The following is a 19917-nucleotide window of genomic DNA, read 5'->3' on the forward strand; positions in this document are numbered from 1 at the left end:
CCAGCGTTTATGCGCACCAAATTAACCGTCAAGAATCCGAAGCCGGCGTCGCCGACCCGCGCCCCTGTCCGCTCCGGCAGCCTCGTCGCCCGCAAGGCGGTGCGCCCCGCCGCGCCCCCCGCGGGGGATAAACCGGCCCGCCCGAAAAAGGCGCCTGCGGCCGCCGCTAGCGGCGAGCGCTCGTTCAAGCCGCGCGGCGCCGCCGGCGCAGAACGCGCGGGCGCGGATCGCGCGCCGGCCAAGCGTGCGCCGCGTGACGGCGGCGCCGAACGCGGCACGCGCGCGCCGTATCGCGACAATGCAGCCGGCGAAGGTGCGAAACGCAGTTTCGGCGACCGCCGTCCGTCGTCGGATCGGCCGCCGCGCCGTAGCGATGACGATGCGCGGCCGCGTCGCGCAGGCGCCGACGACAAGCGTCCGTCCTATCGCGACAACGCAGCTGGCGAGGGTGCGAAGCGCAGTTTCGGCGATCGACGCACGTCGTCGGATCGGCCGCCGCGCCGTAGCGATGACGATGCGCGGCCGCGTCGCGCAGGCACCGACGACAAGCGCCCGTCCTATCGTGACAACGCATCCGGCGAAGGCGCAAAACGCAGCTTCGGCGACCGCCGTCCGTCGTCCGATCGTCCGCCGCGCCGTGATGACGATGCACGTCCGCGTCGCGCAGGCGCCGACGACAAGCGCCCGTCCTATCGTGACAACGCATCCGGCGAAGGCGCAAAACGCAGCTTCGGCGACCGCCGTCCGTCGTCCGATCGTCCGCCGCGCCGTGATGACGATGCACGTCCGCGCCGCACAGGCGCCGACGACAAGCGCCCGTCCTATCGTGACAACGCATCCGGCGAAGGCACAAAACGCAGCTTCAGCGACCGCCGCACGTCATCCGATCGCCCTGCCCGCCGCAACGACGACGATGCACGTCCGCGTCGCGCAGCAGGTGGCGACGAAGGCAAACGCCCGTCCTACCGCGACAAGCCCGCCGGCGAAGGCGCGAAGCGCAGCTTCGGCGACCGCCCAGCCCGCCCCGCGCGCGACGGCGAGCGCCGTTCGTTCGGCGCGGTGAAGACCGCGCAACCCGTCAAGCGCGCGGCAGCCGACGTCGACTACGGCGACGAAACCGGCCTGATGCGCCTGTCGAAGCGGATGTCCGAGCTCGGGATGTGCTCGCGCCGCGAAGCCGACGAATGGATCGAAAAGGGCTGGGTGCTCGTCGACGGCGAACGCATCGACACGCTCGGCACCAAGGTGCGCGCCGACCAGAAGATCGAGATCGACGAGCGCGCGAGCGCCGCGCAGGCCGCGCAAGTGACGATCCTGCTGCACAAGCCGGTCGGCTATGTGTCGGGTCAGGCGGAAGACGGCTACGAGCCGGCGGCCGTGCTGATCACGCGCGCGAACCGCTGGAGCGGCGATCATTCGCCGGTACGGTTCTCGCCGCAGCACCTGCATGCGCTCGCACCGGCCGGCCGTCTCGACATCGACTCCACCGGCCTGCTTGTGCTCACGCAGAACGGCGTGATCGCGAAGCAGCTGATCGGCGAACAATCGGACATCGACAAGGAATACCTGGTGCGCGTGCGCTTCGGCGAACGACTGATCGACATCGACCAGCACTTCCCGGCGGAATCGCTCGCGAAGCTGCGCCACGGCCTCGAGCTCGACGGCGTGCCGCTCAAGCCCGCGCTGGTGAGCTGGCAGAACGGCGAACAGTTGCGCTTCGTGCTGCGCGAAGGCAAGAAGCGGCAGATCCGCCGCATGTGCGAACTGGTCGGCCTCGACGTGATCGGCCTGAAGCGCGTGCGGATGGGCCGCGTGATGCTCGGCGCGCTGCCGCAGGGCCAATGGCGCTACCTGTCCGCCGACGAGACGTTCTGACCGCAAGCGCATCCAGTGCGCGATGCAATGGAAAAGCCCGCTTCAAGCGGGCTTTTTCTTTTCTGTGCGAGCGCGACCGATCAATCGTCGTCGGCCGGGTCGAGCCCCGGGAACAGCACCTCGGTGAAACCGAAGCGCGTGAAGTCGGTGATCCGCATCGGATACAGCTTGCCGATCAGGTGATCGTACTCATGCTGGACCACGCGCGCATGGAACCCTTCGGCGATACGATCGATCTTCTGGCCGAACTGGTCGAAGCCGCTGTAGCGCACCTTCGCGTAGCGGCTGACGACGCCGCGCATGCCCGGCACCGACAGGCAGCCTTCCCAGCCCTCTTCCATGTCCGGCGGCAAGTACTCGACCTTCGGGTTGATCAGCACGGTCTCCGGCACCGGCGGCGCATCCGGGTAGCGGTTGTTGTTGCCGAAGCCGAAGATGATGATCTGCAGCCCGATGCCGATCTGCGGCGCGGCGAGCCCCGCGCCGTTCGCATGATGCATCGTCTCGAACATGTCCGCGACGATCTCGTGCAGCTCGGGTGTATCGAACCGCTCGACCGGCTGGGCGATTTCGAGCAGGCGCGGATCGCCCATCTTCAGGATCTCGCGAATCATGGCGTATTGCCCTCCAGGAGTTGGTGCAGACCATCTTCGTCCAGCACGGGGATGCCGAGTTCCTCGGCCTTCGCGAGCTTGCTGCCGGCTTCGGCGCCCGCGACCACGTAATCCGTCTTCTTCGATACCGAACCGGCCACCTTGGCGCCCGCCGCTTCGAGCATCTCCTTCGCCGCATCGCGCGTGAGATTCGGCAGCGTGCCCGTCAGCACGACCGTCTTGCCGGCCAGCACGCCCTGCGGCGCCTTCGGCGCGGGCGGCCCTTCCGGCCACGTGACCTTGCCGGGCGCGCGCAACTGCTCGATCACCGTGCGGTTGTGCTCTTCCGCGAAGAACTGGTGAATCGACTCGGCGACGATCGGCCCGACGTCGTTCACTTCGAGCAGTTCCTCGATCGACGCGTCCATGATCGGCGTCAGCGAGCCGAAATGCTTCGCGAGATCCTTCGCGGTCGATTCGCCGACATGACGGATGCCGAGCCCGTAGATGAAGCGCGCGAGCGTCGTATGCTTCGCCTTCTCGAGCGAATCGAGCAGATTCTGCGCGGACTTCTCCGCGAACCGGTCGAGCTCGGCCAGCGTCGCGAAACCGAGATTGAACAGGTCGGCCGGCGTACGCACGAGATTCAGCTCGACGAGCTGGTCGATGATCTTCTCGCCGAGGCCGTCGATGTCGAGCGCGCGGCGCTGCGCGAAATGCCACAGCGCCTGCTTGCGCTGCGCCGGGCAGAACAGCCCGCCCGTGCAGCGCGCGATCGCCTCGTCCGGCAGGCGCTCGATCTTCGAGCCGCACACCGGGCATTCGGTCGGCATCACGAATTCGGCCGCGTCCGCCGGGCGCCGGTCGAGCAGCGCGCCGACGACTTCCGGAATCACGTCGCCCGCGCGGCGCACGATCACGGTGTCGCCGATCCGGATGTCCTTGCGGCGCACTTCGTCCTCGTTGTGCAGCGTCGCATTGGTCACGGTCGCGCCGCCGACGAACACCGGCTCGAGACGCGCGACCGGCGTGATCGCGCCGGTGCGGCCGACCTGCACGTCGATCGCGACGAGCTTCGTCAGCGCTTCCTGCGCGGGGAACTTGTGCGCGAGCGCGAAGCGCGGCGCACGCGACACGAAGCCGAGCCGCTCCTGCTCGTCGCGCCGGTTGACCTTGTAGACGACGCCATCGATGTCGTACGGCAGCGACTCGCGCTTCTCGCCGACCTTGCGGAAGAAGTCGAGCAAGCCTTCGGCGCCGTGCACGACCGCACGCTCGCGGTTCACCGGCAGGCCGAACGCCTCGTACCAGTCGAGCAGCGCGCTGTGCGTGTCGGGCATCGGCATCCCGTCGAGCACGCCGATCCCGTACGCGAAGAACGACAGCGGCCGCTGCGCGGTGATCTTCGAGTCGAGCTGGCGCAGGCTGCCGGCCGCCGCGTTGCGCGGGTTCGCGAATTCGCGCTGCTCGGCCGCGCGCTGGCGTTCGTTCAGGCGTGCGAAATCGCGCTTGAACATCAGCACCTCGCCGCGCACGTCGAGCACGGCCGGCACGTGCTTGCCCTTCAGCTTCAGCGGAATCGAGCGGATCGTGCGCACGTTCTCGGTCACGTCCTCGCCCGTCGTCCCGTCGCCGCGCGTCGCGGCCTGCACGAACACGCCTTGCTCGTAGCGCAGCGAAATCGCGAGGCCGTCGAACTTCAGTTCGCACGCGTATTCGACGGGGTCCGTCACCGAGCCGGCGAGATCGGTCGTCTTCGCGAGCGCGTCGGCGACGCGCTTGTCGAACGCGACGATGTCCTCGTCGGCGAAGCCGTTGTTCAGCGACAGCATCGGCGCATCGTGGACGACGGGCGTGAAGCCGTCGGCCGCTTCGCCGCCGACGCGCTGCGTCGGCGAATCGGGCGTCACGAGTTCGGGATGGTCGGTTTCGAGCTGCTGCAGCTCACGGAACAGCCGGTCGTATTCGGCGTCGGGCAGATCCGGCTGGTCGAGCACGTAATAGGCGTGGTTCGCCCGCTCGAGTTGGTCGCGCAGCCATGCGGCGCGCGCGTCGGGCTGGCTGGCTGGCGGTTCGGCTTGGGTTCGGGCCATGCTGGCGGCAGAGTCGTTCTGAAAAAAATCGGATGCCCGATTATCTCAGTTTGACGCCGCGGCGGGGCACGCAATGCGGGCCCGATGACGTGCTGCAGCGCACACCGGGCGGTGTGCGCCGCGGCGACGGACGACGGCACCCACGCGCGCCGTCCGCGCGATCGCGTTACTGGCTGAACAGGCGGCGCGTGACTGGCGAACCGGCCGGGATGCCGGCTTCCTCGAGCTTCGCGTACAGCTTCATCAGCTGCTGCTCGATCGCGAGCAGCGTCGACTCCGGCAGCGGCCGGCGCGAATCGTCGACGACGCGTGCGCCGATCCGCTCGGACAGCGACTTCGCGTAATCGCACATCAGCCGGAACGGCAGGATGTCCTCTTCGGCCACCGGCACGTCGAGCACCAGCGTGATCATGTTGCCGCCCTTGTACGTCAGGTCGTCGCGCAGGAAGTTCGTATCGCCGAACTGCAGCATGAACACCGGATTCTGCTTCGCGTCGAGCTTCACGAAGCGCGTGCCGTCGCGCGACAGCAGCAGCCCGTCCTGCGACGCGACCGCCTGCACGTAGTTCGCGGACCACGGCGCGCCGTCCGACATCACGTTGATCGACAGTTGCGCGTCGCACTGCGCGGCAAACGCGTCGAGCTCGCGCGCCATCGCGACCGTTTCCATCATGTCGGGGAATTCCGGCGCGCCGTCGATCGCGTCGGCGAACTGCTGGACGCCCGTCACGAACTCGGAGAATTCGAGCTCGTTCAGCGCGCCGCTGCGGTTCGCGAGCTGCGCGGCCGCGCGCAGCTCATCGTAGCGCACGCCGTTCTGCAACAGCTCCCACTGGCCGCCTTCCGGCTTGCCTTCGATGTGCACTGGCTTGCTGCCCGCGCGGCGCAGCCGCTGCGCGACCGGTAGGATCTTGTCGCCCGGCAGCGGCCCGGTGAGGCGGATCGGCACGATGCAGTCGATCCGGCGATCGACGATCGCCGGCGGCGCCGACGAGACCGTCGTCGCGGCCGGCATCACCGGTTCGGTTGGGCCGGCCGGTTCGGCCGCCGCTTCGTGCGCGGCGGCGGGCACGGCTGCTTCGCCGACAGCCGGTTCGCTCGATTCGGACGACGTATCGGCCCCCGTCGCCTCGGCCTGCAGGTCGGCCGGCGTATCGGCCGGCGCCGCGCCGCCGGCGGCCCCGCCGAACGTCGGCTCGACACGCGCCGCTTCGGTCGCAGCAGCAGCGGCCGCGACAGGTGCCGCAGGCTCGCGGCGCACCGGCTGACGCACCGGTTCGATGAACGGCAACTCTTCGTCACGCTCGGGGCGGTTCATCGCCTCGGCTGCTTCCTCCGGCATCGGGCGCGGCATCCTGCGCCGCACTTTCGCGCCCTGCCATGCGTTGTAGACCACGACGCCGCCTACCACGACGGCGCCCGCGCCGATCAAACCGAGTGTCAACTCGTCCATGCACGCTCCATCAGCAATTCTTTTTCGTCGGGACCGCGAACGGGCGCCCATGCGCCGCGCGAACGCGGTCCGGTTTCGTCAAACGTCAATTCTGGGCAAAACCCGCGGCGGTTTCCATGTCCACCGCGACGATCCGCGACACGCCCTGCTCCTGCATCGTCACGCCGATCAGCTGCTGCGCCATTTCCATCGCGATCTTGTTGTGCGAGATGAACAGGAACTGCGTCTTGTCGGACATCGCGCGGACCAGATTCGCGAAACGCTCGGTGTTCGCGTCGTCCAGCGGCGCGTCGACCTCGTCGAGCAGACAGAACGGCGCCGGGTTCAGCTGGAACATCGCGAACACCAGCGCGGTCGCGGTCAGCGCTTTCTCGCCGCCCGACAGCAGGTGAATCGTCGCGTTCTTCTTGCCGGGCGGCTGCGCCATCACCTGCACGCCGGCGTCGAGAATCTCGTCGCCCGTCATGATCAGCTTCGCCTGGCCGCCGCCGAACAGGCGCGGGAACAGATCGCTGAAATGACGATTGACCTCGTCGAAGGTGCCCTGCAGCAGCGTGCGGGTTTCCTGGTCGATCTTGTGGATCGCGTCCTCGAGCGTCGTGATCGCGTCGATCAGGTCGGCCGATTGCGCGTCGAGGAACACCTTGCGCTCGCTCGCGGCCTTCAGCTCGTCGAGCGCGGCCATGTTCACGGGGCCGAGCGCGTTGATTGCGTTGTTCAGGCGCGTGACTTCGCCCTGCAGGTACGACGGCTTGAGATCCGGCGTCAGCTTCGCGGCCAGCGCGACCTCGTCGACCTCGGCGGTCGCGAGCTGCTCGGCGAACTGCTCGACGGACAGGCGCGCGGCCTGCTCCTTCAGCTGCAGCTCGGTGATGCGGTCGCGCAGCGGCTGCAGCGAACGTTCGGCGACGAGCCGCTGCTCGTCCGACGCACGCAGCTTTGCGGTGAGATCGTCGAGCTCGATCCGCGCGGCCTGCAGCGCTTCTTCCTTCACCGCGCGAATCTCGAGCGCGTCCTGCAGGCCCGTGTGCGCGGTCTGCTCGTTGATCGTCTCGAGTTCGGCGCGCGCGTCTTCGAGCGACGCGGCGACGCGCTCGCTCTGCTCGTGCGCGACCTGGATCGTGCGCTTGAGCTCGTCGATCCGCGTCACCGCGTTGCGTGCGGCGAAGCGCGCATCGTTCGCGCCGCGCTCCAGGTCGCGCGCTTCCTGACGCGCCTGCGTCAGCGATTCGTCGAGCGACTCGAACGCGAGCTGGTTGTCCTCGAAGCGCGCCTGCAGTTCCGCGAGCTCGCCGTCGAAGCGCTCGAAATTCGCTTCCGACTCCGCGCGCAAGGCACGCTGCTCCTCGATCTGCGCGCCGATTTCCTCGAGCTCCTCGCGGATCTGCGTGCTGCGCTGCGTATAGCGTTCGTGCGCCTGCGCGAGCTTCAGCACATCCATCTGCAGCGCATGCACGCGCTGCGTCGCGCGTTCGGCCTGCGCGCGCACGTCGCCGAGCGCCTGCGTGGCCTGCGTGTGCGCGGCTTCCGCCCGCACGGCGGCCGTGCGCGCCTCGTCGGCGAGCAGCGCCTGCGCGCGCACCTGACGCGTCAGGTTTTCGATTTCCTGCTGACGGGCCAGCATCCCGGCCTGCTCCGAATCGGCCGCGTACAGCTGCACGCCGACCCGCGTGACGATATGGCCGGCCTTGACGACGAACGCGCCACCCGCCGGCAGTTGCGCGCGCGTCGCGAGCGCCTGCGCGACGTCGTCGGCGACGTACACGTTGCCGAGCCAGTCGTTCAGCACCGCGCGGATGCCCGCGTCGTCGATGCGCACCAGCGACAGCACCGGACTCAGCCCGGCCACGGCAGCGGGCGGTTCGCCGGCCGCGGGCGGCGCGTAGAACGCGAGCTTCGCGGGCGGCGCATCCGTCGCGAATGCCTTCACCCAGTCGAGATTCGACACTTCGAGCGCGGCAAGGCGCTCACGCAGCACGGCCTCGAGCGCCGCTTCCCAGCCGGCCTCGACGTGCAGCTTCTTCCACAGACGCGGCAACGCGCCGAGCTCGTGCTTGTCGAGCCACGGCTGGATCTTGCCTTCGGTCTGCACGTTGTCCTGCAGCTGTTTCAGCGCGGCGAGGCGCGCTTCGAGCTGGTGGATCTGCGCGGCTTCGGCCTGCACGCGCTCCTGCGCGGCGCGGCGTTCGCCGTCGAGACGCGGCACCGTTTCCTGCGCGTCGGCAAGACGCGCCTGCGCTTCCGCGAGAATCTCTTCCTGCTCGGCCAACTGCATGCGCAGTTCTTCGAGCTGCGTCTCGTCCGGCGCGTCGAGCCCGCCCGCTTCGCTCTTCAGGCGCTCGTTGCGCTGCTGAAGCTGCTGGAGCTGCTGGTCGGCGTTGCGCTGGTGCGCGGCTTCGAGCTTCAGCGACTGCTCGGTCTGCGCGATCCGCGCGCGCTCATCGTTGAGCTGCGCCTGCGCGTCGCGCCACTTCGCTTCGAGCGCCGGCAGCGCATCGTGCTTCGCGGCCGCGTTGTCTTCGGCGAGCGCGGCCTTCTCGTCGGCCATCGCGCGCGCCTCTTCGGCTTCCTCGAGCTCGTCCTGCGACTTCTCGGCCTGCGCGCGCCACTGCTCGCGCTGCGCGTTCAGCGCGGCGATCTGCGCCTGCACGCGATTGCGCGATTCGACGATGAACTTGATCTCGGCTTCGAGGCGGCTCACCTCGGCGTTCGCCTCGTAGAGCGCGCCCTGCGCGCCCTGCATCGCGTCGCTCGCCGAGTAGTGCGCGACGCGCAGCGTCTCGAGCTGCGCCTCGACTTCGCGCAGCTTCGCCGTCTGCGCCTCGAGGTCGATCTGCGCCTGTTCGATCGCACGCTGCTGCTTCTGCTGCTCGCCCGCGGCCTCGTTCTTGCGCAGCAGCCACAGCAGGCGCTGCTTCTCCTCGCCGTCGGCGACGAGTTCCTTGTACTTGGTCGCGACCACCGCCTGCGCCTCGAGCTTTTCGAGGTTCGCGCCGAGTTCGCGGACGATGTCCTCGACGCGCGTCAGGTTCTCGCGCGTGTCGTGCAGGCGGTTCTCGGTTTCGCGACGGCGTTCCTTGTACTTCGACACGCCGGCGGCTTCCTCGAGGAACACGCGCAGCTCTTCCGGCTTCGCCTCGATGATCCGCGCGATCATGCCCTGCCCGATGATCGCGTACGCACGCGGCCCGAGGCCGGTGCCGAGGAAGATGTCCTGGATGTCGCGGCGGCGCGCCGGCAGGTTGTTGATGTAGTAGCTCGACGTGCCGTCGCGCGTCAGCACGCGCTTCACGGCGATTTCGCCGTACTGGCCCCACTGCCCGGCCGCGCGGCCGTCGGAGTTGTCGAAGATCAGTTCGACGCTGGCCCGGCTGCCGGGCTTGCGGGCGGTCGAACCGTTGAAGATCACGTCCTGCATCGATTCGCCGCGCAGCTCGGACGCGCGCGACTCGCCGAGCACCCAGCGCACGGCATCGATGATGTTGGACTTGCCGCATCCGTTCGGGCCGACCACGCCGACAAGCTGGCCCGGAACCTGGAAATGCGTGGGATCGACGAAGGATTTGAAGCCAGCGAGTTTGATCGAGCTCAGACGCACGGCGGTATCGGATGTGAAGAAAGTGTGAAACGGACGGGGCCGCACGGCGCGGGGCCGGAGAGCCCCTGCGCGCCACACGCCCCGGAATTCAAAAACGGGGCCGCGCGCATCCAGCGTTGGGCCCCGCAAACGGCTTCCATCATACCATCGCGCGTGAGCCGTCCCGCCCGTCGCCGGGTTTGTCCGGTGCCGGCGCGGCGCGATGGACCCGGCTCGACAGCAGCGTCGCCAGCACGATGCACGCGCCGCCCGCCCACTCGCGCGCGCTCGGCAGCTCGTTCGCGAACACCCACGCGGACAGCGCGGTGATCACGATCTCGAACAGCATGATGATCGACGCGCGGTTCGCCGGCACGCGCGCGAGGCCGTACTGGACCAGCAGGTTGTTCGACGCCATCGTCACGCCGATCGCCGCGATGATCAGCGCGGCCACGCCCAGCTGGCCGCTCGCCGGCGCGGCCGGCAGCCCTTCGAACAGCGACGCGATCGCGCCGAACACGGCCGCGCCGCCGAACAGCGTCGCGGTGCGCATCTCCGCGCGCATGTCGGGCAGCTCGCGGCTCGCCTTGATCACCAGCACGTTGCTCATCGCGAAGCTGAGCCCGGCCGCGAGGCCGGCCCATTCGGCCGGGTTGGCCGGCAGCGGCAAGCCGAGCGCCGGCGACCACAGCATCAGCATCGCGCCGCCGATCGACAGCGCCGCGAGCCCGGCGCCGGCCCAGGTCAGCCGTTCGCGCAGCAGGAAATGCGCGTAGATCGCGGTCCAGGCCGGCGTCAGGTAGAACAGCAGCATCACGCGCAGCACCTCGCCGTGGATCGTGCCCCAGACGAACCCGAGATTCGTCACGCCGGCCGTCACCGCGATGCCCGGCAGCACCCAGTGCCAGCGCAGCGTCGCGATCGTGCGGTGCCGCGCGACGATCACGAACAGGAACGCAACGAGGCTCGTCAGCGCGCTGGCCAGCGTGCCCGTCACGCCGAGCGACGCGAGGATCCGCAGCGGATACCAGATCAGGCCCCATACCGACGCGCCAATCAGGATGGCCAGCGTCGGCAGGCTGCCGCGTACCGCGTTGTTCATTTGGTTCGATACCCTTTATTCGACCGCCCCGGCCGCCGTTCCGGCAGGCCGTGACCGCATTCCGTCACGCTATAATCGTCCGTTGCGAACCGCGCGCCCCGGCGCCCGTTCGCAGCCGCGCGGCGCGCCCGCCGCTTCTTTCGCTCCAACCGGCCGCGATGGCCGCTTCGCCCGTGAACCCTCGACTCGACTCGCTCCAGCCCTATCCCTTCGAAAAGCTGCGCGCCCTGTTCAAGGACGTGACGCCCGGTGCCGGTACGCCTTCCGGCAACCTGAAACCGATCAGCTTCGGCATCGGCGAGCCCAAGCACGCGACGCCGGCGCTGATCCGCGACGCCGTGGTGGCCGCGCTCGACGGCCTCGCGTCGTACCCGGCCACCGCCGGCTCGGATGCGCTGCGCACGTCGATCGCGCGCTGGCTCGAACGCCGCTACGGACTGCCGGCGATCGATGCGGCCACGCAGGTGCTGCCGGTGTCGGGTTCGCGCGAGGCGCTGTTCTCGCTCGCGCAGACCGTGATCGACGCGCGGCCGCGCGCGGACGGCAAGAAGGCGATCGTACTCTGTCCGAATCCCTTCTATCAAATTTACGAAGGCGCGGCGCTGCTGGCCGGTGCCGAACCCTATTTCGCGAACAGCGACCCGGCCCGCAACTTCGCGTGCGACTACGCGGCCGTGCCCGAGGAAGTGTGGGCGCGCACGCAGCTGCTGTACGTGTGCTCGCCGGGCAACCCGACCGGCGCCGTGCTGACGCTCGACGACTGGCGCGAGCTGTTCGTGCTGTCCGACCGCCACGGCTTCGTGATCGCGTCCGACGAGTGCTATTCGGAAATCTATTTCGACGAAGCGGCGCCGCCGCTCGGCGGTCTTGAAGCCGCGCACCGCCTCGGCCGTGGCTTCGAACGACTCGTGATGCTGTCGAGCCTGTCGAAGCGCTCGAACGTGCCGGGCATGCGCTCGGGCTTCGTCGCCGGCGACGCCGCGCTGCTCAAGAAATTCCTGCTGTACCGCACGTACCACGGCGCCGCGCTGTCGCCGGTCTGGCAGCACGCGAGCATCGCCGCGTGGAACGACGAGACGCACGTGCGCGAGAACCGCGCGCTGTACGTGCAGAAGTTCAATACGGTCACGCCGATGCTCGCCGATGTGATCGACGTGAAGCTGCCCGACGCCGCGTTCTACCTGTGGGCCAACGTCGCGCGCACCGGCCTGTCGGACACCGAGTTCGCCCGTCGCCTGTACGCCGACTATAATGTGACGGTTCTGCCCGGCTCGTACCTGGCGCGCGATGCGCACGGCACGAACCCGGGCCGCGATTTCATCCGGATCGCGCTCGTCGCGGGCACCCCCGAATGCGTCGAGGGCGCGCAACGCATCGTCGATTTCTGCCGCGCTCTCGCGCGGTAAGACGTCCATCCCGATCAATTCCATCCATCTCCTGCGAAAACGAACATGTCGCAACAACTTCAGCAAATCATCGACACCGCCTGGGAAAACCGCGCCGAGCTGTCGCCGAAGGCCGCGCCCGCCGACGTCCGCGAGGCCGTCGCTCACGCGATCGAGCAACTCGACAAGGGTGCGCTGCGCGTCGCCGAGAAAATCGACGGCCACTGGACGGTCCACCAGTGGCTGAAGAAGGCCGTGCTGCTGTCGTTCCGCCTGGAGGACAACGCGCCGATGCCGGCCGGCGGCTACTCGCAGTTCTACGACAAGGTGCCGTCGAAGTTCGCGAACTACACGGCCGAAGACTTCGCCGCGGGCGGCTTCCGCGTCGTGCCGCCGGCCATCGCGCGCCGCGGCTCGTTCATCGCGAAGAACGTCGTGCTGATGCCGTCGTACACCAACATCGGCGCGTACGTCGACGAAGGCACGATGGTCGACACGTGGGCGACGGTCGGTTCGTGCGCGCAGATCGGCAAGAACGTGCACCTGTCGGGCGGCGTCGGCATCGGCGGCGTGCTCGAGCCGCTGCAGGCGAACCCGGTCATCATCGAAGACAACTGCTTCATTGGCGCGCGCTCGGAAGTCGTCGAAGGCGTGATCGTCGAGGAGAACTCGGTGATCTCGATGGGCGTGTACCTCGGCCAGAGCACCAAGATCTACGACCGCGAGACGGGCGAAGTCAGCTACGGCCGCATCCCGGCCGGCTCGGTCGTCGTCGCCGGCAACCTGCCGTCGAAGGACGGCTCGCACAGCCTGTACTGCGCGGTGATCGTCAAGAAGGTCGACGCGAAGACGCGTGCGAAGGTCGGCCTGAACGAGCTGCTGCGAGGCGACTGATGGCGAAGCCGCACACCGTGGTCGTCTACGGCATTCCGAACTGCGACACCGTGAAGAAGGCCCGCGTGTGGCTCGACGATCACGGCGTCGAGTTCGAGTTCCACGATTTCAAGAAGCTCGGCGTCAGCGCGCCGCTGATCGAAGACTGGCTGAAGGACGTGTCGCTCGACGCGCTCGTGAACAAGCGCGGCACCACGTGGCGCGGCCTGGACGACGGGATGAAGGCGGCCGCCGAAACGAAGACCGGCGCGGTCGCGCTGATGATCCACAAGCCATCGGTCATCAAGCGTCCCGTGCTCGTCGTCAACGGCCGCGTGAAATCGCTCGGGTTCGTGGCCGATCAATACGCGGCGCTGTTTGCCGCATAAGGCCGCCCGCGCCGCGCCTGCGGGCGTAGGGCCTGTTCACGCTAATAACGGGCTTGCGCTGGCCCGACGCCCTGTCGCTGCCGGCCACCGCGCCGGCATTTTTTATCGAAAGTGGTCCGAACCATGTCCGCCACCCTAGCCCTTACCGAACAGCTGATCGCCCGCGCGTCCGTGACGCCCGACGACCAGCACTGCCAGCAGATCATGACCGAGCGCCTCGCCGCGCTCGGCTTCGAATGCGAGACCATCGCGTCGCACGGCGTGACCAACCTGTGGGCCGTCAAGCGCGGCACCGGCGGCCGCGACGGCAAGCTGCTCGCGTTCGCGGGCCACACCGACGTCGTGCCGACCGGCCCGCTCGAACAGTGGACGTCGCCGCCGTTCATTCCCGCCCATCGCGACGGCAAGCTGTACGGCCGCGGCGCGGCCGACATGAAGACGTCGCTCGCGGCGTTCGTCGTCGCGTCCGAGGAATTCGTCGCGGCCCATCCCGACCACCGCGGCGCGATCGCGTTCCTGATCACGAGCGACGAGGAAGGCCCGGCCACCGACGGCACCGTGAAGGTCGTCGAACTGCTGCAGGCACGCGGCGAGCGGCTCGACTACTGCATCGTCGGCGAGCCGACGTCGAGCGCCGAGCTCGGCGACGTCGTCAAGAACGGCCGCCGCGGGTCGATGTCCGGCGAACTGGTCGTCAAGGGCGTGCAGGGCCACATCGCGTATCCGCACCTCGCGAAGAACCCGATCCACCTGCTCGCGCCGGCGCTCGCCGAGCTCGCCGCCGAGCAATGGGACGAAGGCAACGAATACTTCCCGCCGACCACCTGGCAGGTGTCGAACCTGCACGCCGGCACCGGTGCGACCAACGTGATCCCCGGCCACGCCGACCTGATGTTCAACTTCCGCTTCTCGACCGCGAGCACCGTCGAAGGCCTGCAGGCCCGCGTGCATGCGATCCTCGACAAGCATGGCCTCGAATACACGCTGAAGTGGTCGGTGAGCGGCCTGCCGTTCCTCACGCCGCGCGGCGAACTGTCGGGCGCGCTGGAAAACGCAATTCGCACCGAGACCGGCATCACGACCGAGCTATCGACGACGGGCGGCACGTCGGACGGCCGCTTCATCGCGCGCATCTGCCCGCAGGTGATCGAATTCGGCCCGCCGAACGGCAGCATCCACAAGATCGACGAGCACATCGAAGTGCGCTTCGTCGACCCGCTGAAGAACGTGTACCGACGCGTGCTCGAACAACTGATCGCCTGACGGAGCCTCGCATGACGACACCTTTTGCCACAGTTCGCGACCTGCTGCGCTACGCGGTCACGCGCTTCTCGAAAGCAAAGCTCGCGTTCGGCCACGGTTCCGACAACGCGTACGACGAAGCGGCCTACCTCGTGCTGCATACGCTCGACCTGCCGCTCGACACGCTCGAGCCGTTCCTCGACGCGCGCCTCTTGCCCGACGAAATCGCGGCCGTGCTCGCGGTGATCGAACGACGTGCGGCCGACCGCGTGCCGGCCGCGTACCTCACGCATGAAGCGTGGATGCATGGCCACCGTTTCTACGTCGACGAACGCGTGATCGTGCCGCGCTCATTCATCGGCGAATTGCTCGACGACGGGCTGCAGCCGTATGTCGCCGATCCCGAGCAGGTCGGCGCGGTGCTCGAACTGTGCACCGGCTCCGGCTGCCTCGCGATCCTCGCGGCGAGCGCGTTCCCGAACGCCGAGATCGACGCGGTCGACCTGTCGGACAAGGCGCTCGAAGTCGCGGAAATCAACGTGCGCGACTACGGCCTCGAAGACCGCATCGGGCTGCACCGCGGCGACCTTTACGCCCCGCTGCCCGCGTTCCGCACCGATCCCGACTCGCGCTACGACGTGATCCTGACGAACCCGCCGTACGTGAACGCCGCGTCGATGGCCGCGCTGCCGCCCGAATACCGGCACGAGCCGGAGATGGCGCTCGCCGGCGGCGACGACGGGATGGACATCGTGCGACGCATCGTCGCCGACGCGCACCGCTGGCTGCATGACGACGGCGTGCTCGTCGTCGAGATCGGCAACGAGCGCGAGCACGTCGAAGCGGCGTTCGGCGGCCTCGAGCTCACGTGGCTGCCCACCAGCGCGGGCGACGACGCCGTGTTCCTGATCCAGGCGTCGGACCTGCCCCGCAAGGGCTGAGCGTTCCGCCGGGACCGCCGTGCGGCGCACCATTGCGCCGCACGGTTGGGTAAGATGCGCGTAGGCGGCCGCCCGGCCGCACGACTTCGGGAGTCCCCTCGGGCGTCCCGCGGGAGTCCTTCAAGCGCCCATGACCCTCGACTGGCTACATCTCGGCACCCTGATCCTGACCATCCACGTGCTCGGGATCGTCGCGGCATGCCATGCAATCATGAACACGCGCACGTCGCAAGGCGCGATCGCGTGGGCCGTCTCGCTCACGGCCATGCCGTACCTGACGCTCGTTCCCTACCTGTTCCTCGGCCGCAGCAAATTCTCCGGCTACGTCGACGCCCGGCGCCACGAACTCGAAATGTTGCGCACGCACACACCGCGTTCGCCGTGGCGCGCGACCGACGCAACCGACGGGCCGGCCGCCGACGCGCTGGGGCAGGCTGCCGTGCTCGCGCTCACGCGGCTCGGCGGCATGCCGTTCCTCGGCGGCAATTCGGTGCGCACGCTCGTCAACGGCGACGCGACGTTCTCGGCCATCCTGTCGGCGATCGACGCCGCACGCGACTACGTGCTCGTCCAGTTCTTCATCGTGCGCGACGATGCGCTCGGCCGGATGCTGCGCGACTCGCTGCTCGCGCGCGTGGCCGCCGGCGTACGCTGCTGCGTGCTGTACGACAGCATCGGCTGCTTCGACCTGCCGCACAGCTACGTCGACGCATTGCGCCGCGGCGGCGTCGAGGTCCATCCGTTCGCGACCAACCGGAAATTCGTCAACCGCTTCCAGCTGAACTTCCGCAACCATCGCAAGATCGTCGTCGTCGACGGCAATTGCGCGTTCGTCGGCGGCCACAACGTCGGCGTCGAATATCTCGGCGCGAATCCGCGCCTGTCGCCGTGGCGCGACACCCACATCGAGATACGCGGCCCCGTGGTGGCGAGCATCCAGTACGTGTTCGCCGAAGACTGGCACTGGGCGACGCAGAAGCTGCCGCCGATCGCGCTGCCGCCGCCCGCGCAGCCCGGCGACGGCATGCATTGCCTCGCGGTGCCGATGGGGCCCGCCGACAAGCAGGAAACCGGCTCGCTGTTCTTCGCCGAATCGATCAATGCCGCCCGCGAGCGGGTGTGGATCACCACGCCGTACCTCGTTCCCGACGAAGCCGTGGTGTCCGCGCTGAAGCTCGCCGTGATGCGCGGCGTCGACGTGCGCATCCTGATCCCGAGCCGGCGCGATCACTACGTCGTGTTCGAGGCGTCGAAGCTTTACGCGCGCGACCTCGTCGATGCGGGCGTGAAAGTGTTCCGCTACCGGCCCGGTTTCCTGCACCAGAAGGTCGTGCTGATCGACCGCATCGCGGCAGCAATCGGCAGCGCGAATCTCGACAACCGTTCGTTCCGCCTCAATTTCGAGGTCATGGTGCTGACCGTCGACCCGGCCTTCGCCGACGAGGTCGAAACGATGCTCGACGCCGACTTCGCTCAGGCGTACGAGGTCGACGCGGACGAATACCGGCAGTCGCCCGCCTGGCGGCGCATCGCGATGCACGTCGCGCGGCTGTTCGCACCGATCCTGTAACGGCGCCGCGACGACCGCCGCCCCCGCACGATCCGCACCGGCGCCGCGCACGCGGCGCTGCGCCGTCACAGCAGCTTGTCGATGTCCGCGGCGATTTCGTCGGGCTTGGTGGACGGCGCGTAGCGCTTGACGATGCGCCCTTCGCGATCGATCAGGAATTTCGTGAAATTCCACTTGATCGCCTTGAGGCCGAGAATGCCGGGTGCCTCGTCGGTCAGGTAGCGATACAGCGGATGCGCGTGGTCGCCCTTCACGTCGATCTTCGCGAACATCGGGAACGTGACGCCGTAGTTGCGTTCGCAGAACGCACCGATCTGCTCGGCGTCGCCCGGCTCCTGCTTGCCGAACTGGTTGCACGGGAAGCCGAGTACGAAGAAGCCGCGCGCCGCGTGCTGGTCGTACAGCTTCTGCAGCCCCGCGTATTGCGGCGTGAAACCGCACTCGCTCGCGGTATTGACGATCAGCAGCACCTTGCCGCGATACGCGTCGAGCGACACCGGCGCACCGGCCAGCGTCTCCGCGTTGAACGAATACAGGGTGGACATCGGGCACTCCTTTTACGAAACCGGATCGACGTGGAGTCTAGGCGAAATCGCGCCGTTGCGGCATCCGCCGAACGGCCGATGCCCGGCGCGACCGGCGCGCGGTCTAGAATAGCGGTTTTGGCCAGTCATTTCCGCCGTGATCCGTTTCAATCAGTTCAGCCTTGCGCGCGGCACCAAGCCGCTGTTCGAGTCGACCTCGTTCGTGCTCAATCCCGGCGAGAAAGCCGGCCTGATCGGCGCGAACGGCGCCGGCAAGTCGACGCTGTTTTCCGTCCTGCGCGGCGAGCTGCATTCCGACGGAGGCGATTTCTCGATGCCGCCGTCGTGGCGGATCGCCCACGTGTCGCAGGAAACGCCCGCGGTCGATCGTTCCGCGCTCGACTACACGCTCGACGGCGATACCGCGCTGCGCGAGATCGAGGCCCGCATCGCCGCCGCGTCGGCCGCGCATGACGGCGCCGCCGAAGGCGACGCGCACGCGGCGTTCGCCGACGCCGACGGCTACACCGCGCCGGCCCGCGCCGAAGCGCTGCTGCTCGGCCTCGGCTTCACGCTCGCGCAAACGCGCGAATCCGTCGCGAGCTTCTCCGGCGGCTGGCGCATGCGCCTGAACCTCGCGCAGGCGCTGATGTGCCGCTCCGACCTGCTGCTGCTCGACGAACCGACGAACCACCTCGACCTCGACGCGATCGTGTGGCTCGAAGACTGGCTGCACCGCTACCCCGGCACGCTCGTCGTGATTTCGCACGACCGCGAATTCCTCGATTCGATCTGCAACGTCACGCTGCATCTGGAAAACCGCCAGGTGAAGCGCTACGGCGGCAACTACTCGCAGTTCGAAGTGCTGCGCGCGCAACAGCTGGCGCTGCAGCAAAGCGCGTACGAAAAGCAGCAGAAGACGATCGAGCACCTGCAGAGCTTCGTCGACCGCTTCAAGGCCAAGGCGACCAAGGCCAAGCAGGCGCAAAGCCGGATGAAGGCGCTCGAGAAGATGGAGCTGATCGCGCCCGCGCACATCGCGTCGCCGTTCACGTTCGAATTCCGCACGCCCGATGCCGCGCCGAACCCGATGATGGTGATGGAAGACGTCCGCTGCGGCTACCATGCCGACGACGGAACGGATATCCCGATCGTCGAGCGCGTGGCGCTGTCGATCCAGAACGGCCAGCGCATCGGCCTGCTCGGCGCGAACGGCCAGGGCAAGTCGACGCTGATCAAGACGCTGGCCGGCACGCTCGCGCCGCTGTCCGGGCATGTCCGCGACGGCAAGGGGCTGACGATCGGTTATTTCGCGCAGCACCAGCTCGAAACGCTGCGCGAAGACGATTCGCCGCTCGCGCATCTGGCGCGGCTCGCGCCCGACACGCGCGAGCAGGAATTGCGCGACTTCCTCGGCGGCTTCAATTTCTCGGGCGACATGGCGACCAGCCCGGTCGGGCCGTTCTCGGGCGGCGAAAAAGCGCGCCTCGCGCTGGCGCTGATCATCTGGCAGAAGCCGAACCTGCTGCTGCTCGACGAACCGACGAACCACCTCGACCTCGAAACGCGCCACGCGCTGACGATGGCGCTCGCGCAGTTCGAAGGCACGCTGATCCTCGTGTCGCACGATCGTCACCTGCTGCGCGCGACGACTGACCAGTTCATGCTGGTCGCGAAGCACCGGCTGCAGCCGTTCGACGGCGACCTCGACGACTACCGCGACTGGCTGCTGCAGCATGCGGCCGAGCAACGCGCGGTCGCGAAGGCCGACAGCGCGGCCGCCGCAGGCGCCGATCCGGGCGTCAACCGCAAGGACCAGAAGCGCCAGGCGGCCGAGGAACGCCAGCGGCTGTCGCAGCTGAAGAAACCGCTGCAGAACCGCATCACGAAGCTCGAAAAGGAAATGGAAGCACTGCACGCGGAGAAGGCGCGCCTCGACGCGTTCGTCGCCGATCCGGCGAGCTACGAAGCCGCGCGCAAGACGGAACTGACCGACGCGATCCGCACGCTCGGTGAAGTCACGACCCGGCTCGAGACGGTCGAGGCCGACTGGCTCGCCGTGCAGGAAGAACTCGAGCAGATCGGCTGAACGCGGCCATCGGCGCCGGCAGGCGACGAGCGTGTCGGCGGCGGCATAGCGCGGCGGGGCGCCGGGGCGTCGACACCCCATGAATCCGCCGGGCCGGGCCGCGCCCCGGGCCGGCCCGGAAACGACAAGGCCGGGCGCCCTGGCCCGGCCTCGTTGTCATTGCTGCGTTCGACGCGGTTGCGTCGGCTGGCGCCCGTATGCCCGCCGCACC

14 protein-coding genes are annotated in these 19917 nt (G+C 68.4%); 8 read left to right on the forward strand and 6 right to left on the reverse strand.

The features are described from left to right. Positions 1 to 9: 9 nt before the first annotated feature. Positions 10 to 1875, forward strand: coding sequence for a pseudouridine synthase (locus GJG85_RS10640; RefSeq protein ID WP_089488568.1), 1866 nt, complete (start codon positions 10 to 12; stop codon positions 1873 to 1875). An 80-nt stretch (positions 1876 to 1955) separates the two neighbouring features. On the opposite strand, the gene def is transcribed toward GJG85_RS10640, so the two are convergent. From def to GJG85_RS10665, 5 genes are all read right to left on the reverse strand, one after another. Beyond that, on the reverse strand, positions 1956 to 2489 hold the full coding sequence (def, locus tag GJG85_RS10645) for a peptide deformylase (RefSeq protein WP_050012904.1): 534 nt from the start codon (positions 2487 to 2489) through the stop codon (positions 1956 to 1958). After that, positions 2486 to 4561 carry an NAD-dependent DNA ligase LigA gene (gene ligA, locus GJG85_RS10650; protein ID WP_050012905.1) on the reverse strand — a complete coding sequence of 692 codons (2076 nt, stop codon included), beginning with the start codon at positions 4559 to 4561 and terminating at the stop codon, positions 2486 to 2488. The genes def and ligA overlap by 4 nt, the downstream gene beginning before the upstream one ends. 166 nt (positions 4562 to 4727) lie before the next feature. Further along, positions 4728 to 6014, reverse strand: a complete 1287-nt coding sequence (locus GJG85_RS10655) for a cell division protein ZipA C-terminal FtsZ-binding domain-containing protein (protein ID WP_050012906.1) — start codon at positions 6012 to 6014, stop codon at positions 4728 to 4730. A gap of 85 nt (positions 6015 to 6099) precedes the next feature. After that, a complete protein-coding gene (smc, locus tag GJG85_RS10660; RefSeq protein ID WP_089488569.1) occupies positions 6100 to 9612 on the reverse strand; it encodes a chromosome segregation protein SMC in 3513 nt (1170 codons plus the stop codon). A gap of 139 nt (positions 9613 to 9751) precedes the next feature. Continuing rightward, positions 9752 to 10693 carry a DMT family transporter gene (locus GJG85_RS10665; protein ID WP_124630809.1) on the reverse strand — a complete coding sequence of 314 codons (942 nt, stop codon included), beginning with the start codon at positions 10691 to 10693 and terminating at the stop codon, positions 9752 to 9754. Positions 10694 to 10851: 158 nt separating this feature from the next. On the opposite strand from GJG85_RS10665, the gene dapC reads away from it, so the two are divergent. The 6 genes from dapC (at position 10852) to cls (ending at position 17093) form a co-directional block, all read left to right on the forward strand. Further along, the gene (gene dapC / locus GJG85_RS10670; RefSeq protein WP_050012909.1) at positions 10852 to 12099 is read left to right on the forward strand and encodes a succinyldiaminopimelate transaminase; all 1248 of its coding nucleotides are present in this window, start codon (positions 10852 to 10854) and stop codon (positions 12097 to 12099) included. A 45-nt stretch (positions 12100 to 12144) separates the two neighbouring features. Further along, positions 12145 to 12972: a 2,3,4,5-tetrahydropyridine-2,6-dicarboxylate N-succinyltransferase gene (gene dapD / locus GJG85_RS10675; protein WP_050012910.1), complete on the forward strand. Its 828-nt coding sequence runs from the start codon at positions 12145 to 12147 to the stop codon at positions 12970 to 12972. Then, positions 12972 to 13340 (forward strand): ArsC family reductase, encoded by a 369-nt coding sequence (locus tag GJG85_RS10680; RefSeq protein WP_050012911.1) that lies wholly within the window; start codon positions 12972 to 12974, stop codon positions 13338 to 13340. Before dapD ends, GJG85_RS10680 begins: the two co-directional genes overlap by 1 nt. Positions 13341 to 13463: 123 nt before the next feature. Next, positions 13464 to 14603, forward strand: coding sequence for a succinyl-diaminopimelate desuccinylase (gene dapE / locus GJG85_RS10685; protein WP_050012912.1), 1140 nt, complete (start codon positions 13464 to 13466; stop codon positions 14601 to 14603). Positions 14604 to 14614: 11 nt separating this feature from the next. Further along, positions 14615 to 15523, forward strand: coding sequence for a 50S ribosomal protein L3 N(5)-glutamine methyltransferase (gene prmB / locus GJG85_RS10690; RefSeq protein ID WP_050012913.1), 909 nt, complete (start codon positions 14615 to 14617; stop codon positions 15521 to 15523). 130 nt (positions 15524 to 15653) lie between these two features. Beyond that, on the forward strand, positions 15654 to 17093 hold the full coding sequence (cls, locus tag GJG85_RS10695; protein ID WP_089488570.1) for a cardiolipin synthase: 1440 nt from the start codon (positions 15654 to 15656) through the stop codon (positions 17091 to 17093). Positions 17094 to 17158: 65 nt separating this feature from the next. Here cls and GJG85_RS10700 read toward each other — a convergent pair whose 3' ends face one another. Next, the gene (locus GJG85_RS10700; RefSeq protein ID WP_089488571.1) at positions 17159 to 17638 is read right to left on the reverse strand and encodes a glutathione peroxidase; all 480 of its coding nucleotides are present in this window, start codon (positions 17636 to 17638) and stop codon (positions 17159 to 17161) included. A 136-nt stretch (positions 17639 to 17774) separates the two neighbouring features. Here GJG85_RS10700 and GJG85_RS10705 point away from each other — a divergent pair, with 136 nt between their 5' ends. After that, entirely contained in the window at positions 17775 to 19706 is a 1932-nt protein-coding gene (locus GJG85_RS10705) for an ATP-binding cassette domain-containing protein (protein WP_050012916.1), read from the forward strand. Positions 19707 to 19917: the final 211 nt, after the last annotated feature.

The organism is Burkholderia sp. MS389, from assembly GCF_016899425.1.
Classification (GTDB): Bacteria; Pseudomonadota; Gammaproteobacteria; order Burkholderiales; family Burkholderiaceae; genus Burkholderia; species Burkholderia sola.